The sequence below is a fragment of the Mesorhizobium kowhaii genome, assembly GCF_042431665.1.
Lineage (GTDB): Bacteria > Pseudomonadota > Alphaproteobacteria > Rhizobiales > Rhizobiaceae > Mesorhizobium > Mesorhizobium kowhaii.
Window position 1 is genome coordinate 33,057 of sequence record NZ_JBHLYT010000001.1, and the last position, 17,623, is coordinate 50,679.

A 17,623-nucleotide genomic window follows, 5' to 3' on the forward strand; every position below is an offset into this window, starting at 1 on the left:
GTAAGGCGCTGGGTGCAGGCGGCTCCCAAAAGAAGAGACGCCATGACGATAACGGCAAGTCAGGCCAAAGACAGATTGTCGTTTGGCCCTTTCTATTTGGCTGCGGGTGAAAGGCTCCTGACAAGAGAAGGCGCTCCCGTAGAGTTGGGCTCGCGCGCCCTTGAAATTCTCATTGTCCTGACTTCCGCGCCGAATGAAGTCGTCAGCAAGAAGGATCTGATGGCGCGGGTCTGGCCCGATGTGGTTGTCGAGGAAGGCAGCCTGCGGTTCCACATGACAGGACTGCGCAAGGCGCTGGGCGACGGAAAGGATGGCGCGCGTTACATCGCGACGCTTCCGGGGCGCGGCTATTGCTTCGTTGCACCGGTCTCGCGATTAGGCAGCCCACACGATGAAGCCCCGTTCGTCGCCGCCGGGTTTCCGCATGCGAATCTTCCAAACCGCTTAAGCAGAATGGTCGGGCGGGATGAAGACGTTCTCAAGCTGTCGGCGCAGCTGAATGCTTCGCGGTTCGTCACCATCGTTGGCGCCGGCGGTGTCGGCAAAACCACCGTCGCGATCGCAATCGGACATCATCTGATCGACGCATTTTATGGGGCAGTTCTGTTCGTCGATCTGGGAATGATCGGTGATCCCGGTCTGGTGACGACAGCCGTCGCCTCGATGCTTGGGCTATCCGTTCAAACAGAAGATGCCACGCCCAATCTGATCGCTTACTTGCGCAACAAGCGGATTCTCTTGATCCTCGATACCTGTGAGCATCTCTTGGATGCGGTGGCGCCTTTGGCAGCAAGCATTGTCGATGCGGCGTCACAGGTCCACATCCTGGCGACGAGCCGCGAGGTGCTTCGGGTCGAAGGCGAGCATATCTATCGGTTGGATGCGCTTGCCTATCCGCCCGACGAACCTGGCCTGACTGCGGCCGTTGTCCAGACCTTCCCGGCCACCCAACTGTTCGTCGAACGAGCGGTGGCAGGCGGCGCTCGTTTGGACATCGGCGATGCGGAGGCCCTGCTCATCGCAAGCATCTGTCGAAAGCTCGACGGAGTGGCGCTCTCCATCGAACTGGCGGCCAGGCGCGTCGAATCCTATGGGCTGCAACAGACCGCCGCACTTCTTGATCAACGCCTGACACTGCTGTGGCTCGGTTCGCGGACCGCGCCGCCGCGTCAGCAAACCCTGCAGGCGACGCTGGACTGGAGCTTTGGGCTCCTGACCGACCTTGAGCGCGTGGTGTTGCGCAGGCTCGCCGTATTCGTCGGTCATTTCACGCTCGATGCCGCACTGGAGGTGGTGACGAGCGCGACCCTCGATCGATCGACCGTCCTGGGCGCCATGGACAGTCTCGTCGCCAAATCGATTGTGGCGACGCGTCCGGCCGGAGCGATGATGCGCTACCGGCTCCTCGATACCACGCGCGCCTACGTTCTCGATATCCGGATCGATGATGCCGAGGCTGCCGATCTGGCAGTGCGCCACGCCGCCTACTATCGGAGATGGCTGGAGCAAACAGGGATCGGATGGCCAAGACTGGGGACCGGTGAGGAACGGGCTCCTCACTTCGCCGCCATCAACAATGTCCGGGCTGCCCTGGAATGGTGCTTCGGCAACAACGGAAACACCGACATCGGCATCGGACTCGCCATCGCTGCCGCGCCGGTTTTCCTGGCGATGTCCTTGTTGCCGGAGTGTCATCGCTGGTCTGAAAGAGCAATATTGGCTTCCGACGGTGCCGCCCTTGGCGGACTTGAGGAGATGCATCTTCAGGCCGCTCTCGGCGTATCCTTCATGTTCATGCGGGGAGGACGCGACAGGGCGCGCGTAGCCCTGCAGAGAAGCCTAGCGATCGCCGAGGAGCGCGGCGATCCGCTGGATCAGGTGCGTCTGTTGGGTCCGCTCAACATGTTCCATCTGCGGACGGGCAATTTCGTAACCGCCCTCGAAATTGCAAGACGTTGTTCAGCCACAGCCGCCGGTCTGGAGGATTCGGTCGCGATCGCGCTTGCACACTCGATCCTAGGCATCTCGCTTCACTTGCGAGGTGACCTCGCGGAAGCGCGCGCAGAGCTGGAGGCGGCGCTCGACCGTGGGCCGCGCTCTCAGCGGACCACGACGATCTATCTGGGCTTCGAAGGCAAAATCCTGGCCAGGGCAATTCTGGCGAGGAACCTTTGGCTGCAAGGCCATCCGGATCAAGCCATGGCACATGCTCGGCAGGCCGTCGAAGAGGCTGCCGCCATGGATCATTCTCTAACGCTGGCGATCGCGTTGATCTGGGCAATATCGGTCTTCCTGTGGACGGGCGACCTGAAGAGCGCCGAGGCGTACATCGACATGCTCATCGCCCGCGCGGAATCCCATTCCATGACTCCTTACCTGCTGGTCGGTCGGGGCTTCAAAAGCGAAGTCGCGATCCGTCAAGGCGATGCAAAAGGCGGTGTCGAGGGCCTGCAGACTTCAATACAGAAGCTGCACGCGGCACCTTACGAATTGCTCACGACTCCGCTCAACCTCTCGCTGGTCGGGGGATTGTCCGCAATCGGTGAGGTCGATGAAGCAACTGCGCTGATCGACGAGTCGCTTGGCCTCGTCGAAAAGAACGGCGACCAATTGTACCTCCCGGAGTTGCTGCGGGTGAAGGGAAGCCTCCTTCTCCAGTCGCAACGCAACCGCGACGAAGCTGCCGCCTACCTCATGCAGGCACTGGAGTTGAGCCGCAGTCAGCACGCGCGGGCATGGGAGTTGCGAACCGCAATCGACATGACGACGCTGATGGCCGGGCGCGGGGAGATCAATAGCGCTCGCGAGCTCTTGCAACCGGTTGCGGCGCATTTTGTGGAGGGCCTGAATACGGCGGATGTTAAGGCTGCCGAACACCTGCTGGCGACGCTCAGGTAGAACCTTCAATGCCACCGCCCCCTAGTGTCGTCCGCTGTCGGCGCATTTCGACGGTGGTATGGGCACTATCGATGTCGGCTTCGAGAGGGGAGGCGTGGCTGGCTGAATGGCCTACATGAGGGCACACCGGTCAAAACCCTCCGTGAACCGAACGTGCTGAGTGCTGCCTTCGGGAGCAGCGCTCAACCGTTCCACTGGATCATCGGACGCATCGCTTCCGCAGAAAATCAATAAATCCAGCGCAAATTGCACCAATTGGCGTCAGCCAGTCAGCGGCAAAGCGTGCTTCCGCTGCTTACGGGTTCCTTTGCCCCGCGTAAACGTATTTCACCTATGGTCATCTAAGATATTGTAATACAAAGAAAAAATGGCGCACCCGACAGGATTCGAACCTGTGACCTCTGCCTTCGGAGGGCAGCGCTCTATCCAGCTGAGCTACGGGTGCTTTCAGGACCGGCGATCCGGAAAACGAACCAGCCGGTAAACCGGCCAGCACGGCTTCTTAGCGGAAGCCGGCGCGGGCTTCAACGGCCAATTGGAGATTGGCGGCAGGGCCGAAGGTCGGATAGGCTGATCCGGTTCGCACTCGATCGCCGCCCGGCCGTGACCACAGTCACTGCCCCGCCTCACCCCGCACCGCCCGGCTCCTGCGTGGCGCGCGCTTGGGCTTCTTGGCGCCGGTCAGTTCGTGCATGGCGTCGAGCTGCATCTGCTGCATTTCGGCCAGCCGCGTCCACTGGCGCGAGATGAGGTAGTCGAGCTTTTCGTGCAGATGGCGCACTTCCAGCTCAGCCTTGAGGTTGACCCGGTAGTCGTTGAAGGAGCGCAGGCGGTCCTTGGTCTCCTGCCGCTTCTGGCTCATCATGATGATCGGCGCCTGGATGGCGGCAATGCAGGAGAGCAACAGGTTGAGCAGGATGAAGGGGTAGGGATCGAAGGCGCCCGCCATGCCCGCGACCAGGTTGATGCCGATCCACACCAGGAGCACGGTGCCGAACGAGATCAGGAACCACCAGCTGCCGCCGAAGGCCGCCATGTTGTCGGAGACGCGGTCGGCGAACGTCCGGTGCTCCTCGAACTCCTCCTCGCTGTTTTCGGAAATGGTGTCTTGCCTGGCGATGCTTTCGACCACCTGGCGGTCGAGCTCGGAGAATTCGCCGTGCTCCTGCTGGAGAAGCTCCTCCATGTAGCGCATGCGGTAGCGGCCGAGTTCCGCGCGGCTGATGCGGGCGCCGGCCGGCAGGTCCGGATGATCGGCGCGGATGCGGTCGGCAAGGCTCGGGCGCAGAGTGTCGATGCGCACCAGGTCGCGCTTGCGGAATTTCCGGCCTGATATCGCCGATGGTTTCTTCTTCGCCTTGCCACGCGGCAAGCCGGGTCCGGCCGGCTCCGAATCCGGCACGTCGGGCACCTCAGAGTGCTCGTCCGAACCATGTTCGGCCTCATGTTCGCCAATGGTCGGCGCCTCGAAATATTCGCCGCCGCTGTCGTTCTGGTTGTCTGCCGCCTGGTCGGGCGCTTTCGGGACGGTGCTCATGGTGCGGGCTCCTGTGGTGGTGCTCGGCGTGAGGATACGCTGAGGTGGTGAAGCATATCCACCGTCGCGGCTGATTTCGCAGCCTGTACAAGTGCTTGTGATCGGAGAGACGACGCCCCGCCGCTGCCGGCGGCGGCTCGCAGGCCGCGGACCATCAGAGACTTTCGAGATTGGCCGGAGCAACTTCGTCATCCACCGGCCAAGCGGACGCGCAGACCCGAGGATCCATGCCGTGACCTTGGCCGACGGGTACAGCGGAGCAGAATTCAGCACCGCAACAGCGCTCTGACGTCGCGGCATGGATCCTCGGGTCTGCGCTGCGTCGCTAAGCTCCTTGCTCCGCCCGTGGATGACGAAGCGGAGGATGACTCCCGTGGAAGGATGGAAACAAAAAACCCGCCTTGCGGCGGGTCGCTGGCGCAAATCAGCACCATGCCTAAAACAGTAGCATAACTGCCCTCACTTTGCAATCCGGCAGGGGCAGCCGGGCGCAATGCTTGCTACCGGCGGCTCGCCCTTCGCAGGCTCAGGGCGTTCGTCGTTCAAAAAGCCAAGCAATTGGCTTTTTGTCCGCTGCGCGGACCACTCCTCACTGCTCGGCGAACATCAGCCTGGTCTTGGTGTCGGCCATATCAGGCGACAGGCTGCGCTGGATCAGCGCCTCGACATGGTCGTTGCGCTGGCGGGCGCTGTCGGCGCCCATCACCACCACGATCAGCTGGCGGCCATCGGCATCGTAGGAGGTGACGATGTTGAAGCCGGAGGCCCTGATGTAGCCGGTCTTGATGCCATCGACGCCGCGCACGCGGCCGAGCATGTCGTTGTGGCCGCGCACCAGCCTGCCGCGGAACATGAAATCGCTTTCGGAGAAATAGTGGAACTGCTGCGGGAAGCGGGAATGCAGCGCCATGCCGAGCACCGCCATGTCGCGCGCCGAGGTGTGCTGGTCGTCGTCGGGCAGGCCGGACGCGTTGCGGAACACGGTGCTGGTCATGCCGATCTGGCGCGCCTTGGCGGTCATCATGCCGGCGAACTGCTCCTCTGAGCCGCCGAGATATTCGCCGACCGCCACCGCCACGTCGTTGGCCGACCTCACGACAATGGCGCGGATCGCCGAATCGACGTCGATGGTCTCGCCGCGCCGGAAGCGCATCTTGGTCGGCGGCTGCGAGGCGGCATGGTCGGACACCGGGATCTGCGTCTCCTTGGTGACGCGGCCTGACTCCAGCGCCTCGAACAGCAGGTAGAGCGTCATCATCTTGGTCAGCGAAGCCGGGTAACGCTGCGCCGTCGAGTTGACCTCGAACAGCTGCTTGCCGGTCTTGGCGTCGACGACGATCGCGGCATATTTCTGCGGCGGCGCCGGCACCGCCAGCACGGCATCCGGTGGCGTCGTGGTCGTGCAGCCGGCAACTAGCACCAACAGGGGCAGCACCAGCAGCGCAAGCGCCGCGAAAAGCCTCTGGATGAGCGGAAGGGGACGCGGGTTGGACAAGGGCTGGACTGTTCTGGTCATGCTGTTGCTGAGATGAGGCGAAGCTAACGTAACGCGCCAGCTGCGTCCATTTGGTTAATGGCGGTCATACCCAGGATTGTCGTGCCTTCCCAGGCTTGCCCCGCCCCGAAATCGCCTGTTTCCTGTCTCTTCTTGCCAAAGCCGCGTTTCCCGTGGGAAGGGGCGTGGCATCTGACGGCTTGGGGGGCTTGGGCATGACGAATATCGGGGCTGGCGGCGCTGCGCCGTCGCTTATCAGGGCATCTCTCAGCCGCACCGGCAAATGGGCCGGCAGTGTCGCCTTTGTCGGCGGCGCCGTTTCCGACATCCTCAATCCGCTGGCGCCGTTCGCCGCCTATGTCGCCCTGGTCGCCTCGGTCGCGGCGCTGATCATCGCGATTGCCATCGTGCTGCGGCTGGTGCTGGCGGCCAAGGCGCTGCCGGCGCTGGTGTTCGCCACCAGTGCGGCGGCCGTCGCCGGCGGCGTCTATGCCGTGCAGAAGGAGACCAATTCGCAGAACGGTGTGATCGCCAGCCTGGTGCCTGCTGTGGCCGGGCTGCAGCAGTCGATGGGCATCGTTTCGGAGAGAGTGGCCAAGATCGAGCAGACCGTCACGCAAACGCAAAAGACGGTCGAACAGGTCAAGCAGTCGACCGACACGGTGGCGAAGAAGACCGATGAGATCGCCTCCACCCAGCAGCAGCAGACGCAGCAGACGGCACAGGTGCAGAAGACCACCGAGGAGGTGAAGAAGCAGACCGAGACGCTGGCCGCCGGCCAGGCGCAGCAGCAGGCCCAGACCGAGAAGCTGCAAGCGACGACTGAGCAGATCGCCGCCTCGATCGACACCATCGCCAAGGGGTTTGCCGCCCTTGCCGCGCAGGGTGGGGCGATCGCCGAGCCGAAGCGGCCGGACGAGTTTTATCACAACGCCCGCGTCTACGAGTTGTCCGGCGACATGCTCAATGCCCGGCGCTCCTATCTCGCCTTTGCCGGCTTCGATGTCGATGCCATCGATCCCTACACGCGCTTTGCCACGCTGCTGCGGGTGCAGGACGGCAAGGCCGGCGCCCGCGAGGTGTTCGGCGCCCTGGCCGACAAGGGCAAGGCGCTGTCGATCAAGCTCGTGCATATCCAGCAGTTCGACGACGCCCAGCGCCTCGACAAGCTCAATGCCTTCATCGCCGCCAATCCGGATTTCGCACCGGCCTATTTCCTTTTGGCGCAGGAGTTTTCGGAGGACCGCCTCGGCGCCCAGACGCTGGCCGACAAGCGCAACGAGGCCAAGGCGCTGACCAGGTTCATGGCTTACGAGAAGGATGGCGGGCTGCTCAAATATTTCGTCGACCAGACCCAGCTTGCCGACTGGCTGGACCGCAGCCGCAGCCGGCTGGCAGCACTTGGCGACGTGCTCGACCCCTCTCGCTTCGTGCCGACGCTGACGCCGATGCGCTCGAACCAGGGCTGGTCGATGACCATCTCGCTGCCGGAACCGGCGACCGCCATCTCCTGGCGCATGGGCGACAGCGGTCCGTTCACCGACACCGGCTTCCTGGCGCTCAACGACCAGACCACCGGCAAGCCGATGCCCAATCCGAGTTTCGAGATGCCCGGCAGCACCGTGGCCGGCATTATCGCCGTCAAATATCTCGATATCAGGGGGCGCGAGACCGGCCCGTTCGACATCCGCTTCGACCCGGAGACGGCGCTGCAGCAAGGCGACAAGCAGATCCTCGACCAATTCTGGACCTCGTGGATCGCCTTCGACGCCGGCGGCAATCACGGGCTGGTCTATTTCACCCAGATGCTGTCCTACCGCTGCGCCATCAAGGAGGTGCATTACAGCCTGAACGGTGCCGCGCTCGACAAGTCGCTCGAGATACCGCCTTGCGACAAGAAGGACCCTTACGCCATCCCTTACGACGCCAAGGGCTATATCAAGGTTGCCGACAGCGTGACGTCGATGTCGGTGCAGGTCACCTATACGGACGGCACCAAATCGCCGGTGCGGGAATACAAGCGGCAGTAGCGCGGCCACCCTCCCCACAAGGGGCGGGTGAAGTTGATGCAAAATGCCGATTGCGGTGCTTGCGCAAGCCGCGCCGAAAGGGTTCTGTTTGCGCCTTCAGAATCGGTGAGAGCGCAATGACTATCAGCACGATCAAGGCAAAAGGCATTTCGGTTTCGCTCGACCTCACGGTCGGCCACATCGCCGACATGGTCGTCGACAGCGACGGGCGCCAGCTGAGGCCATTGCATCGCGCACCGTGGATCGACGAGCCGCGCGAGACGCTGCCGAAAGACCTGCCCGAGGGCACCGTTCGCCTGTCCGGCGACTTCCTCTGCGCGCCGTTTTCGCGCAGCGATGTCGAGGACGCGCCGCTGCATGGCTGGCCGGCCAACAGCGCCTGGGATGTCGCCGAGAGTGCTGCGACGAACGATAGCTGGCGCGCGGTCTTTCGTTTGCGGCACAGAGTGATGGGTGCGACGGTCGACAAGATCCTGACGCTGCGCGACGACCATCCCTTCCTCTACCAGGAGCATGTGTTTTCCGGCGGCCATGGCGCGATCTCGGTCGCCCATCACCCGATGACGGCGATGACGGGCGGCGGCAGGCTGGCCTTTTCGCCAAAGCGTTTTGCGGCGACGCTGGACGACCCGCTGGAGCCGGATCCGGCACGCGGCCGCTTCATGCTGGCCTATCCGGCGCGGTCCGCCGACCTCAGCCATTTTCCCGCCGCCGGCGGCGGCACGCTCGACCTGACGGAGTACCGCATGGGCGACCGTCGCGAAGATTTCGTCACGCTGGTCGAGGCCGATCATGACGGGCCGGGCTGGACGGCACTGGCGCGCCAGGCCGAAGGCGATCTGGTGCTGGTGCTGAAGAACCCGGCCGAACTGCCGATCACCATGCTGTGGCTCAGCAATGGCGGGCGCGACTATGCGCCCTGGAGTGGCCGCCATCGCGGTGTGCTCGGCATCGAGGACGGTCGCGCTTCCGTCGGCCATGCCGCGTCGATCGGCGACAACTGGCTGAAGCGCGAAGGCGTGGCAACCGCCTTTGCGCTCGGCGAAGCGCACCGCTTTTCCTTTCGCCATGTCATCGGCGCCATGCCCCTGTCCGGCGGCGAGCCGCCGCAGGAGGTCACCTCGTCCAACGGCCGCATGCGGCTGGCAGCCGGTGGCTCGACATGGGAGGTTCCCTTCGACAGCGATTTCCTGCGCATCGGCCAGCCGGTGGCTGCCTGAGTGCGCGGCATCAATGCGGGTTTGAAATTTCCGCCAACTGCCGCCAAGATGTGGCCGAAATCATCATGCGGAACATGGTGGATTTGAAGCTCCTGCCAGAGAGAGGCTCTCATGTCCGAAATCGCCCATCTCGCCGCCACCATCTTCAAGCGCGCCGGCAAGGCGCGGCGCTTCATCGTCGCCATTGCCGGGCCGCCGGGCGCCGGCAAGTCGACATTGTCGGCAAGCCTGCACGATCTGCTGCCCGAAGGTGCGGTGGAAGTGGTGCCGATGGACGGCTTCCACTATGACGACGTCGTGCTCGAGCGGCGCGGCCTGCGCGCGCGAAAGGGGGCGCCGGAAACCTTTGATTTTGCCGGCTTCGAAACCCTGCTGAAGCGCATCCGGGCCGGTGAACCCGATATCGCCATCCCGGTCTTCGACCGCAGCATGGAACTGTCGCGCGCCGCCGCCTCGATCGTCGCCACCGAGACCAAGTTCATCCTGGTCGAGGGCAATTACCTGCTGCTCGACGAGGAACCCTGGTCGCGGCTGGCGCCGCTGTTCGATTTTTCGATCTTTGTCGACGTGCCGCGCGACGAGCTCGAGCGCCGGCTGCTCGAGCGCTGGCATGGCCATGGCCGCTCCGACGCGGATGCCCGCGCCTGGATCGCCTCCAACGACATGCCCAACATCGACCGGGTGCTTGCCCGTCGCCGGGCCGCCGACCTGGTGATCGGCGATTTCGCTTGATTCTAAAGATTCTCCAAGGGGAACCTTAAGACTTTCAGGCCGTTATCGCCGACAAGGCAATTCTGCCAGAAGAGGGATTCCATCCGATGGCACAAAAGGCAAGAAAGCCTGCGCCCGCCAAGGGCAAGGCAACCCAATCGAAGGCAGGCGCCGGTCCGGCGATAGCCGAGCGTTCAAAGGACGCCAAACCGGCCTTCGGCAAGGCGGCACCGAAGAAAGTGGTGCCGGCTGCCGCGAAAGCCGCGCCCAAAGCCGCAAAGCCGAAAAAGCCAGCAAACGCCAATGATTCGCTGGCGGGCAGCGCCATGCGCACGGCCAAGGCCACGGCCAATGTAGCAGCCGGTGCCGTCGTCGTGGCGGCAAGGGGCGCTGCATCGTTTGCCGCGTCCGTCATGGGCAAGGGTGGCTCGAAAGCCAAGGCGAAGGCAAAGTAGCCGCGTTTTATCGAGGACCTGGCCGGCTTTAATTCATCCCTTCGCCGGGATGGTCAGGCCGTTTTGCACCGCGGGCCTGGCAAGCCCGCGCTCCAGCCATGCCCCGACATTGGCGAAATCATCGAAGCCGACGAGTTCGCGCGCTTCGTAGAAACCGATCAGGTTGCGCACCCAGCCGAGCAGCGAGATATCGGCGATGGTGAAGTCATTGTCCATGATCCACTTGCGGCCCTTCAGCCTGCCGTCGAGCACACCGATCAGCCGCCGCGATTCATCGCGATAGCGCTCCAGCGGACGCTTGTCGGCGATTTCGCGGCCGGCGAATTTATGGAAAAAGCCGACCTGGCCGAAGATCGGCCCGATCGAGGCCATCTGGAAGAACACCCATTGGATCGTCTCGTAGCGCCGCGCCGCGTCCGCCGGGATGAGCAGGCCGGTCTTTTCGGCGAGGTAGAGCAGGATGGCGCCGGATTCGAACAGGCCGATCGGCTTGCCGTCCGGACCGTTCGGATCGATGATCACCGGTATCTTGCCGTTCGGGTTGAGCGACAGGAATTCCGGCGTCCAGCTTTCGTTCTTGCCGATGTTGACCAGATGCGGCTCGTAGGGCAGGCCGAGCTCTTCCAGGGCGATCGATATCTTCACCCCGTTGGGCGTTGTGGCTGAATAGAGCTGGATCTGGTCCGGATGCTTGGCCGGCCAGCGCGTTGCGATCGGAAAGGCGGACAGGTCAGCCATGGAAAACTCCTGAACGGGGGATTGGCGCCTAGCGGCGCTGGTTTTGGCGGGTCCCACAAGGATTAGGCGGACGGCCGATTCTGATCAATATGGCGGCGACAGTTTCGCCATGCACGGACAGTCAATGGAAACAGCCTGGGATCAAACGGCGTTGAAGGCCAGCACCGCATTGGTGCCGCCGAATGCGAAGCCATTGCTGATCGCCGTGCGCACCTTGCGTTCACGTGCCACGTTCGGCGTGACGTCGAGGTCGCAATCCGGATCGGCTTCGCGAAAATTGGCCGTCGGCGGCACGATGCCTTCACGGATCGCCATCACGCAGGCGATCATCTCCAGCGCGCCCGATGCGCCAAGGCAATGGGCATGCATCGATTTGGTCGACGACACCGACAGTCTGTAGGCATGGTCGCCGAAGACGCGCTTGATCGCCGCCGTCTCGATCTGGTCGTTGGCCTTGGTACCGGTGCCATGGGCATTGAGGTAGTCGACATCCTCGGGATTGAACCCGGCGTCGGCGAGGCAGGCGCGCATGGCGGCCGTCGGTCCTTCGATGGTTGGCGCGACGATGTCGGACGCGTCGGCGGAAAGGCCGGCGCCGGCAATTTCGGCAAGGATGGTGGCGCCGCGCGCCATGGCATGCTCGTAGCTCTCCAGCACCGCCATGCCGGCGCCTTCGCCGAGCGACAGGCCCTGGCGATCGGCCGAGAATGGCCTGCAGGTGTCGGGCGCCAGCACCCGCAAAGCCTCCCAGCCCTTCAGGATACCCCAGACCAGCGGCGCATCTGTGCCGCCGGCGACCATCACGTCGGCGCGGCCGAGCCTGATCTGGTCGACCGCCGAGGCGATGGCGTGATTGGACGACGAGCAAGCGGAGGTGACGCCGAAAACCGGACCGCGCAGGCCGAGGCTCATGCTGACCTGGCCGGAGGCCGCACTGGGCATCACCTTTGGCACGGTGAAGATACCGGCGCGGTTCTTGCCCTCGATCAAGATGGCGCGATAGCTCTCTTCGATCGCCTCCCAGCCGCAGACGCCGACACCGACGATGGTGCCCATCCGATAGGTGGTGGCTTCGTTCGAGACCAGGCCGGACTGCTGCATGGCCTCCCTGGCCGCGATCACGGCCAGCAGGCTGAAGCGGTCCATCGACACCAATTGCTTGCGGTCGACGCCATGATCGGGGAGCGTCTTGATTTCGCAGCCGACCTTGACCTTCAGATCATGCAGCTGCGGACTGCTGATCTGGCCGATGGCCGAGCGGCCGGCGCGCATCTCGTTCCAGATCGCGGGCGCGTTGGTGCCAAGCCCGCAAATACCGCCCATGCCGGTGATGACGACGCGCTGCCGCATTCAGGTCAGGCTTTTTTCACGATCAGCGCGCGAACAGCTTCGACCATGTCGCCGACATTCTTCAGATTGCTCCAGGCATCAACCGTGTTCATCTCGATCTCGATGCCATATTCTTCCTCGAGATCGAAGATGATCTCCGTCAGCTCGAGCGAATGGATACCAAGCGAGGTCAATTCAGTGTTGGCGGTAATTTCTTCGCCGCCCGGCTCGGCATGAGCCTTGATCTTCGCGATGATATCCGTTGCCAGCTGGTCGGCCATTCGGTTTCTTCCCCACTATGTCGCGTTTCCCGACGCCAATTGAGCAGCGCCCCTTTTTCTCCTGGTATCAAGCCGCCGTCTTCGCTCTATACCCCCGCCAAGCGCTGCATGACCGTACCAAGGTGGTTCCCTCTATAGAAACCGAAAGGTTGTCAAGCAACAAGCTATATCGAGCCATATATCGACAAAGCCGCCGGAGTGCTTAACGTGCCCGCATGGATACGATCGAAGATGGCGGGATTTCGACGCAGCGCGCTGCGGGCGTGGCGCGGCTTTCCTGCGCTGTCGGCGACGGTCGCACGCGCCTGCGGCGCCTCTATCAGGACGGTGCCGCAAAGATAAGGATGCCGGCGGTCTCGTCCGATCCGCTCGAAGCGGTGCTGATCAACACCGCCGGCGGGATGACCGGCGGCGACCGTCTCGCCTGGCACGTGGATGTCGGCGCGGCGGCCTCGGCGTCGATCACGACCCAGGCTTGCGAGAAAATCTATCGGGCAGCATCCGACCGTGCCGAGGTGCGGGTCAAATTGTCGGTCGGTGAAAATGGCCGCATCGCCTGGTTGCCGCAGGAAACCATCGTCTTCGACCGGGCAGCGTTTGCCCGCACGCTCGACGTCGAGCTTGCCGTCGGGGCCGAGGCGCTGGTGCTGGAGGCTGCCGTCTTCGGCCGCCTGGCCATGGGCGAACGCGCCACGCAGGGCAATTTCCATGACCGCTGGCGTGTCCGCCAGGATGGCAACCTCATTCATGCCGAGGATTTCCGCATCGGACCCGATATCGCGGCCACGCTCGACCGTCCGGCGATTGCCGGTGGCGCGATCGCCATGGCGACGCTGCTGCTGGTGTCGCCGCGGGCCGAGGCCCTGCTCGATCCGGTTCTGGGGATCGTCGGCGACCAGGGCAGCGCCAGTGCCTGGAGCGTGAAGAAATCTGGCAAGCTTCTTGCGAGGCTCTACGCTGGGGACGGCTATCGGCTCCGCCAACGGCTGGTTCCGCTCGTCGAATTGCTCAACGGAAGGGCGGGGCTGCCTAAATTATGGTCACTGTAGGTCTGTCTATGCCAGTCCAGGGAAGCGCATGAACCTGACGCCGAGGGAAAAGGACAAGCTGCTGATTGCCATGGCGGCGATCGTGGCGCGCAAGCGGCTCGAACGCGGCGTCAAGCTCAATCATCCAGAAGCGATCGCGCTGATCACCGATTTCGTCGTCGAGGGCGCCCGCGATGGCCGCCCGGTCGCCGAATTGATGGAGGCCGGCGCCTATGTCGTCACCCGCGCGCAGGTCATGGACGGCATCGCCGAGATGATCCACGACGTGCAGGTCGAGGCGACGTTCCCCGACGGCACCAAGCTGGTGACCGTGCACGAGCCTATCAGGTGAGGAGAGAGAGATGCTTGAGCTGCGTCCCAATTGCGAATGCTGCGACAAGGACCTGCCGCCGGAGGCGGCGGACGCGCTGATCTGCACCTTCGAGTGCACCTTTTGCGCCGACTGCGTGGAACACGTGTTGGGCGGCACCTGCCCCAATTGCGGTGGCAATTTTTCGGCGCGGCCGATCCGGCCGGCGGCGATGCTGAAGAAATATCCCGCTTCGACCAGGCGCGTTCTCAAAGCCGAAGGGTGTGGCCCCCGCAAGGCCGCGTGAACACTGCGACACACGAAAGGCACATAGAATGATGTCCGCCAAACGCCTATGCCTGTCTGCGATCCTGCTGCTGGCCGCCGCCATGCCGGCCTATGCCCATGTCGGCATCGGCACGACCTCCTCCTTCATGGCCGGCATCATGCATCCGCTCTCCGGCATCGATCATATGACGGTGATGATCGCGGTCGGCCTGTGGGCGGCGCTCAAGGGCGGCAACGCAATCTGGGCCTGGCCGGCGGCTTTTGTCGGCGTGATGCTGGTTGGCGGCGCGCTCGGCATGCTGCATATGCCGCTGCCCTTCGTCGAACCCGGCATCCTGGCGTCCGTCGTGGCGCTCGGGCTGCTCGTGGCGATGGCGGTCGATCTGCCCGTATCGGCCGGCGTCGCCATCATCGGCCTGTTCGCGCTGTTCCACGGCCACGCCCATGGCACCGAGGTGCCGGAAAATGCCGGCGGGCTCGAATACATGGCGGGCTTTGCCATGGCGACGGCGCTGCTGCATGCCACCGGCATCGCTGCCGGGTTCGGGCTTGGCATCAGGTTCCGTGGTGTTGCCCGCGCCGCGGGCGCGGCCTGCGCGGCGGTCGGTGTCGGCCTCGTCTTCGGCGTGTTGTGAGGCACGATGATCCCGGGCGAAATCATCACCAAGGACGGCGACATCGAGCTCAACAAGGGCCTGCCGACCGTCACCCTGAAAGTGGCCAACAGCGGCGACCGGCCGATCCAGGTCGGCAGCCACTACCATTTCTTCGAGACCAATGAGGGGCTGAGATTCGACCGCGACCGTGCGCGCGGCATGCGGCTCGACATCGCCGCCGGCACGGCCATGCGCTTCGAGCCTGGCCAGGAGCGCGACGTGACGCTGGTGCCGCTCGGCGGCAAGCGTGAAGTCTACGGATTTCAGCAGAAGGTGATGGGCAAGCTGTGAGATCGATGGCGTCGAGCGCTCTCGGCCCTTTGATGCAGCCGGCGGGCCGGACGCCGGCCCGCCGCACCGCGTCGTCAGCTCGCCTTCTTGGTGATCAGGGTCAGCGCGCCATTGGGCTCCATGCTGGCGGCGATGACCTGCGCCGAGCTGAGCCCCTTGGCTTCGAGCGCCGACTTGACCTTGGGCGTGGCGTCGATCGAGCTACGCAGTTTCTGCAGGCCGTCATCGCCGCGCTGGGCGATCACCTGGTTGACCTGCGTCTGGGTGTCCTTCGGCAGCTCCGTGATGTCGACGATTTTGACGCTCTGGATCGTCGGCACGGCCGGCTGAGCCTGGGGCGCGGCTGGAGCAGGCGTGGTCGGAGCGGGCTGCTGCTGGGCACTGGCGGCGCCCGCCAGCATCAGCGTGGCGGCGGCGGTAATCAATATTGTTTTGCGCATGGATTTTCCTTCCATCGATTTGGCAAACGGACATTTTGGGGTGACCCCCTAACCTCAACCGCCAAATCGGATCAGAAGGTGTCGCCCAGCGGGTCATTGCGTGACCATTGGATGGCGACAATGTGCAGCCGGGCTTCAATCCAACGGCATTTTGGCAAACCGCATTTTGGCAAGCCGCATTTCGGGAGCAATCGCTGATGGCCAGAATTACCCGCGCCGCCTATGCTCAGATGTATGGCCCGACGGTGGGCGACAAGGTCCGGCTTGCCGACACCGAATTGTTCATCGAGGTCGAGAAGGATTTCACCATCCACGGCGAGGAGGTGAAATTCGGCGGCGGCAAGGTGATCCGCGACGGCATGGGCCAGAGCCAGGTGTCACGTGCGCAAGGCGCGGTCGACACCGTCATCACCAACGCGCTGGTGGTCGATGCCAGCGCCGGTATCTTCAAGGCCGATATCGGCCTGCGCGACGGCCGCATCGCGGCAATAGGCAAGGCCGGCAATCCGGACACCCAGGATGGCGTCACCATCATCATCGGCCCCGGCACCGAGATCATTGCCGGCGAGGGCAAGATCCTGACTGCCGGCGGCTTCGACGCGCATATCCACTTCATCTGCCCGCAGCAGATCGAGGAAGCGCTGATGAGCGGCATCACCACCATGCTCGGCGGCGGCACCGGCCCGGCGCATGGCACGCTGGCGACCACCTGCACGCCGGGACCATGGCACATGGCCCGCATGATCCAGTCCTTCGATGCCTTCCCGATGAACATCGGCCTGTCGGGCAAGGGCAACGCTTCGCTGCCCGCGGCACTCGAGGAAATGGTGCTGGGCGGCGCCTGTTCGCTGAAACTGCACGAGGACTGGGGCACGACGCCGGCGGCCATCGACTGCTGCCTGTCGGTCGCCGACGATTACGACGTGCAGGTGATGATCCACACCGACACGCTGAACGAGTCCGGCTTTGTCGAAAACACTGTCGCCGCCATCAAGGGCCGCACCATCCATGCCTTCCACACCGAGGGTGCCGGCGGCGGCCATGCGCCCGATATCATCAAGGTCTGCGGCCTGCCCAACGTCATCCCGTCCTCGACCAATCCGACCCGGCCTTACACGGTCAACACGCTGGCCGAGCATCTCGACATGCTGATGGTCTGCCATCATCTGTCGCCGTCGATCCCCGAGGACATCGCCTTTGCCGAAAGCCGCATCCGCAAGGAGACCATCGCGGCGGAAGACATCCTGCACGATATCGGCGCCTTCTCGATCATCTCGTCGGACAGCCAAGCCATGGGCCGCGTCGGCGAGGTGGCGATCCGCACCTGGCAGACCGCCGACAAGATGAAGCGGCAGCGCGGCTCGCTGCCGCAGGAAACCGGCAACAACGACAATTTCCGCGTCCGCCGCTACATCGCCAAATACACCATCAATCCGGCCATCGCGCACGGCCTGTCGAAGGACATCGGCTCGATCGCGGTCGGCAAGCGTGCCGACCTCGTGCTGTGGAACCCGGCCTTCTTCGGCGTCAAGCCGGACATGGTGCTGATCGGCGGCATGATCGCCGCAGCCCCGATGGGCGACCCCAACGCCTCGATTCCGACGCCGCAGCCGATGCACTACCGGCCAATGTTCGGCGCCTATGGCAAGGCCAGGACCAATTCGTCGGTGACCTTCGTCTCCAAGGCGGCGCTCGAGTCGGGGCTGCATGGCAGGCTCGGCGTCGACAAGCAGTTCGTCGCCGTCGAAAATACCCGCGGCGGCATCGGCAAGCATTCGATGGTGCTCAACGACGCCACGCCGCATATCGAGGTCGATCCCGAGACCTACGAGGTCCGCGCCGACGGTGAGTTGCTGACCTGCGAACCGGCGACAGTGCTGCCGATGGCGCAACGGTATTTTCTGTTTTAGGGTCGG

Annotated in this window: 17 protein-coding genes and 1 tRNA gene; 11 read left to right on the forward strand and 7 right to left on the reverse strand. The window is 63.8% G+C overall.

Annotated features, from left to right (window positions below; genetic code table 11):
- The first annotated feature begins 42 nt into the window (after positions 1-42).
- Positions 43-2,898, forward strand: a complete 2,856-nt coding sequence (locus tag ACFFNA_RS00170) for an ATP-binding protein (RefSeq protein ID WP_378914663.1) — start codon at positions 43-45, stop codon at positions 2,896-2,898.
- Between the two features lie 368 nt (positions 2,899-3,266).
- Here the strand turns inward: ACFFNA_RS00170 and ACFFNA_RS00175 are convergent.
- The 3 genes from ACFFNA_RS00175 to ACFFNA_RS00185 form a co-directional block, all read right to left on the reverse strand.
- Positions 3,267-3,343 (reverse strand) — tRNA-Arg (locus ACFFNA_RS00175).
- Positions 3,344-3,511: 168 nt separating this feature from the next.
- On the reverse strand, positions 3,512-4,435 hold the full coding sequence (locus ACFFNA_RS00180; RefSeq protein ID WP_378914665.1) for a DUF1003 domain-containing protein: 924 nt from the start codon (positions 4,433-4,435) through the stop codon (positions 3,512-3,514).
- Positions 4,436-5,024: 589 nt separating this feature from the next.
- Positions 5,025-5,951: a D-alanyl-D-alanine carboxypeptidase family protein gene (locus ACFFNA_RS00185; RefSeq protein ID WP_378914667.1), complete on the reverse strand. Its 927-nt coding sequence runs from the start codon at positions 5,949-5,951 to the stop codon at positions 5,025-5,027.
- Positions 5,952-6,145: 194 nt separating this feature from the next.
- Here ACFFNA_RS00185 and ACFFNA_RS00190 point away from each other — a divergent pair, with 194 nt between their 5' ends.
- The 4 genes from ACFFNA_RS00190 to ACFFNA_RS00205 all read left to right on the forward strand — a co-directional run bounded on the left by ACFFNA_RS00190 (position 6,146) and on the right by ACFFNA_RS00205 (position 10,346).
- Complete coding sequence (locus ACFFNA_RS00190; protein ID WP_378914669.1) at positions 6,146-7,960, forward strand: methyl-accepting chemotaxis protein; 1,815 nt, start codon at positions 6,146-6,148, stop codon at positions 7,958-7,960.
- Positions 7,961-8,076: 116 nt separating this feature from the next.
- Positions 8,077-9,180, forward strand: coding sequence for a hypothetical protein (locus ACFFNA_RS00195; protein WP_378914671.1), 1,104 nt, complete (start codon positions 8,077-8,079; stop codon positions 9,178-9,180).
- Between the two features lie 111 nt (positions 9,181-9,291).
- Positions 9,292-9,912 carry a nucleoside triphosphate hydrolase gene (locus ACFFNA_RS00200; RefSeq protein WP_111545138.1) on the forward strand — a complete coding sequence of 207 codons (621 nt, stop codon included), beginning with the start codon at positions 9,292-9,294 and terminating at the stop codon, positions 9,910-9,912.
- Positions 9,913-9,998: 86 nt separating this feature from the next.
- Positions 9,999-10,346, forward strand: a complete 348-nt coding sequence (locus tag ACFFNA_RS00205) for a hypothetical protein (protein ID WP_378914673.1) — start codon at positions 9,999-10,001, stop codon at positions 10,344-10,346.
- A gap of 33 nt (positions 10,347-10,379) precedes the next feature.
- On the opposite strand, the gene ACFFNA_RS00210 is transcribed toward ACFFNA_RS00205, so the two are convergent.
- From ACFFNA_RS00210 to ACFFNA_RS00220, 3 genes are all read right to left on the reverse strand, one after another.
- Positions 10,380-11,084, reverse strand: a complete 705-nt coding sequence (locus ACFFNA_RS00210) for a glutathione S-transferase family protein (RefSeq protein ID WP_378914675.1) — start codon at positions 11,082-11,084, stop codon at positions 10,380-10,382.
- A gap of 141 nt (positions 11,085-11,225) precedes the next feature.
- Positions 11,226-12,434: a beta-ketoacyl-[acyl-carrier-protein] synthase family protein gene (locus ACFFNA_RS00215; protein ID WP_378914677.1), complete on the reverse strand. Its 1,209-nt coding sequence runs from the start codon at positions 12,432-12,434 to the stop codon at positions 11,226-11,228.
- A 5-nt stretch (positions 12,435-12,439) separates the two neighbouring features.
- Positions 12,440-12,694: an acyl carrier protein gene (locus ACFFNA_RS00220; protein WP_111545142.1), complete on the reverse strand. Its 255-nt coding sequence runs from the start codon at positions 12,692-12,694 to the stop codon at positions 12,440-12,442.
- 215 nt (positions 12,695-12,909) lie between these two features.
- Between ACFFNA_RS00220 and ACFFNA_RS00225 the strand changes: the two genes are divergently transcribed.
- The 5 genes from ACFFNA_RS00225 to ACFFNA_RS00245 are packed head-to-tail and all read left to right on the forward strand — an operon-like array spanning position 12,910 to position 15,267.
- A complete protein-coding gene (locus ACFFNA_RS00225) occupies positions 12,910-13,743 on the forward strand; it encodes an urease accessory protein UreD (RefSeq protein ID WP_378914679.1) in 834 nt (277 codons plus the stop codon).
- A gap of 28 nt (positions 13,744-13,771) precedes the next feature.
- The gene (locus tag ACFFNA_RS00230) at positions 13,772-14,074 is read left to right on the forward strand and encodes an urease subunit gamma (protein WP_378914681.1); all 303 of its coding nucleotides are present in this window, start codon (positions 13,772-13,774) and stop codon (positions 14,072-14,074) included.
- Positions 14,075-14,084: 10 nt separating this feature from the next.
- A complete protein-coding gene (locus ACFFNA_RS00235) occupies positions 14,085-14,339 on the forward strand; it encodes a DUF1272 domain-containing protein (protein ID WP_111545145.1) in 255 nt (84 codons plus the stop codon).
- Positions 14,340-14,367: 28 nt separating this feature from the next.
- Entirely contained in the window at positions 14,368-14,955 is a 588-nt protein-coding gene (locus tag ACFFNA_RS00240; RefSeq protein ID WP_378914683.1) for a HupE/UreJ family protein, read from the forward strand.
- Positions 14,956-14,961: 6 nt separating this feature from the next.
- Positions 14,962-15,267, forward strand: coding sequence for an urease subunit beta (locus ACFFNA_RS00245; RefSeq protein ID WP_378914685.1), 306 nt, complete (start codon positions 14,962-14,964; stop codon positions 15,265-15,267).
- 74 nt (positions 15,268-15,341) lie between these two features.
- Here the strand turns inward: ACFFNA_RS00245 and ACFFNA_RS00250 are convergent, their stop codons facing one another.
- Positions 15,342-15,707: a hypothetical protein gene (locus ACFFNA_RS00250; RefSeq protein ID WP_378914687.1), complete on the reverse strand. Its 366-nt coding sequence runs from the start codon at positions 15,705-15,707 to the stop codon at positions 15,342-15,344.
- A 197-nt stretch (positions 15,708-15,904) separates the two neighbouring features.
- On the opposite strand from ACFFNA_RS00250, the gene ureC reads away from it, so the two are divergent.
- Positions 15,905-17,617, forward strand: a complete 1,713-nt coding sequence (gene ureC / locus ACFFNA_RS00255; RefSeq protein WP_378914689.1) for an urease subunit alpha — start codon at positions 15,905-15,907, stop codon at positions 17,615-17,617.
- The last annotated feature ends 6 nt before the right edge of the window (positions 17,618-17,623 follow it).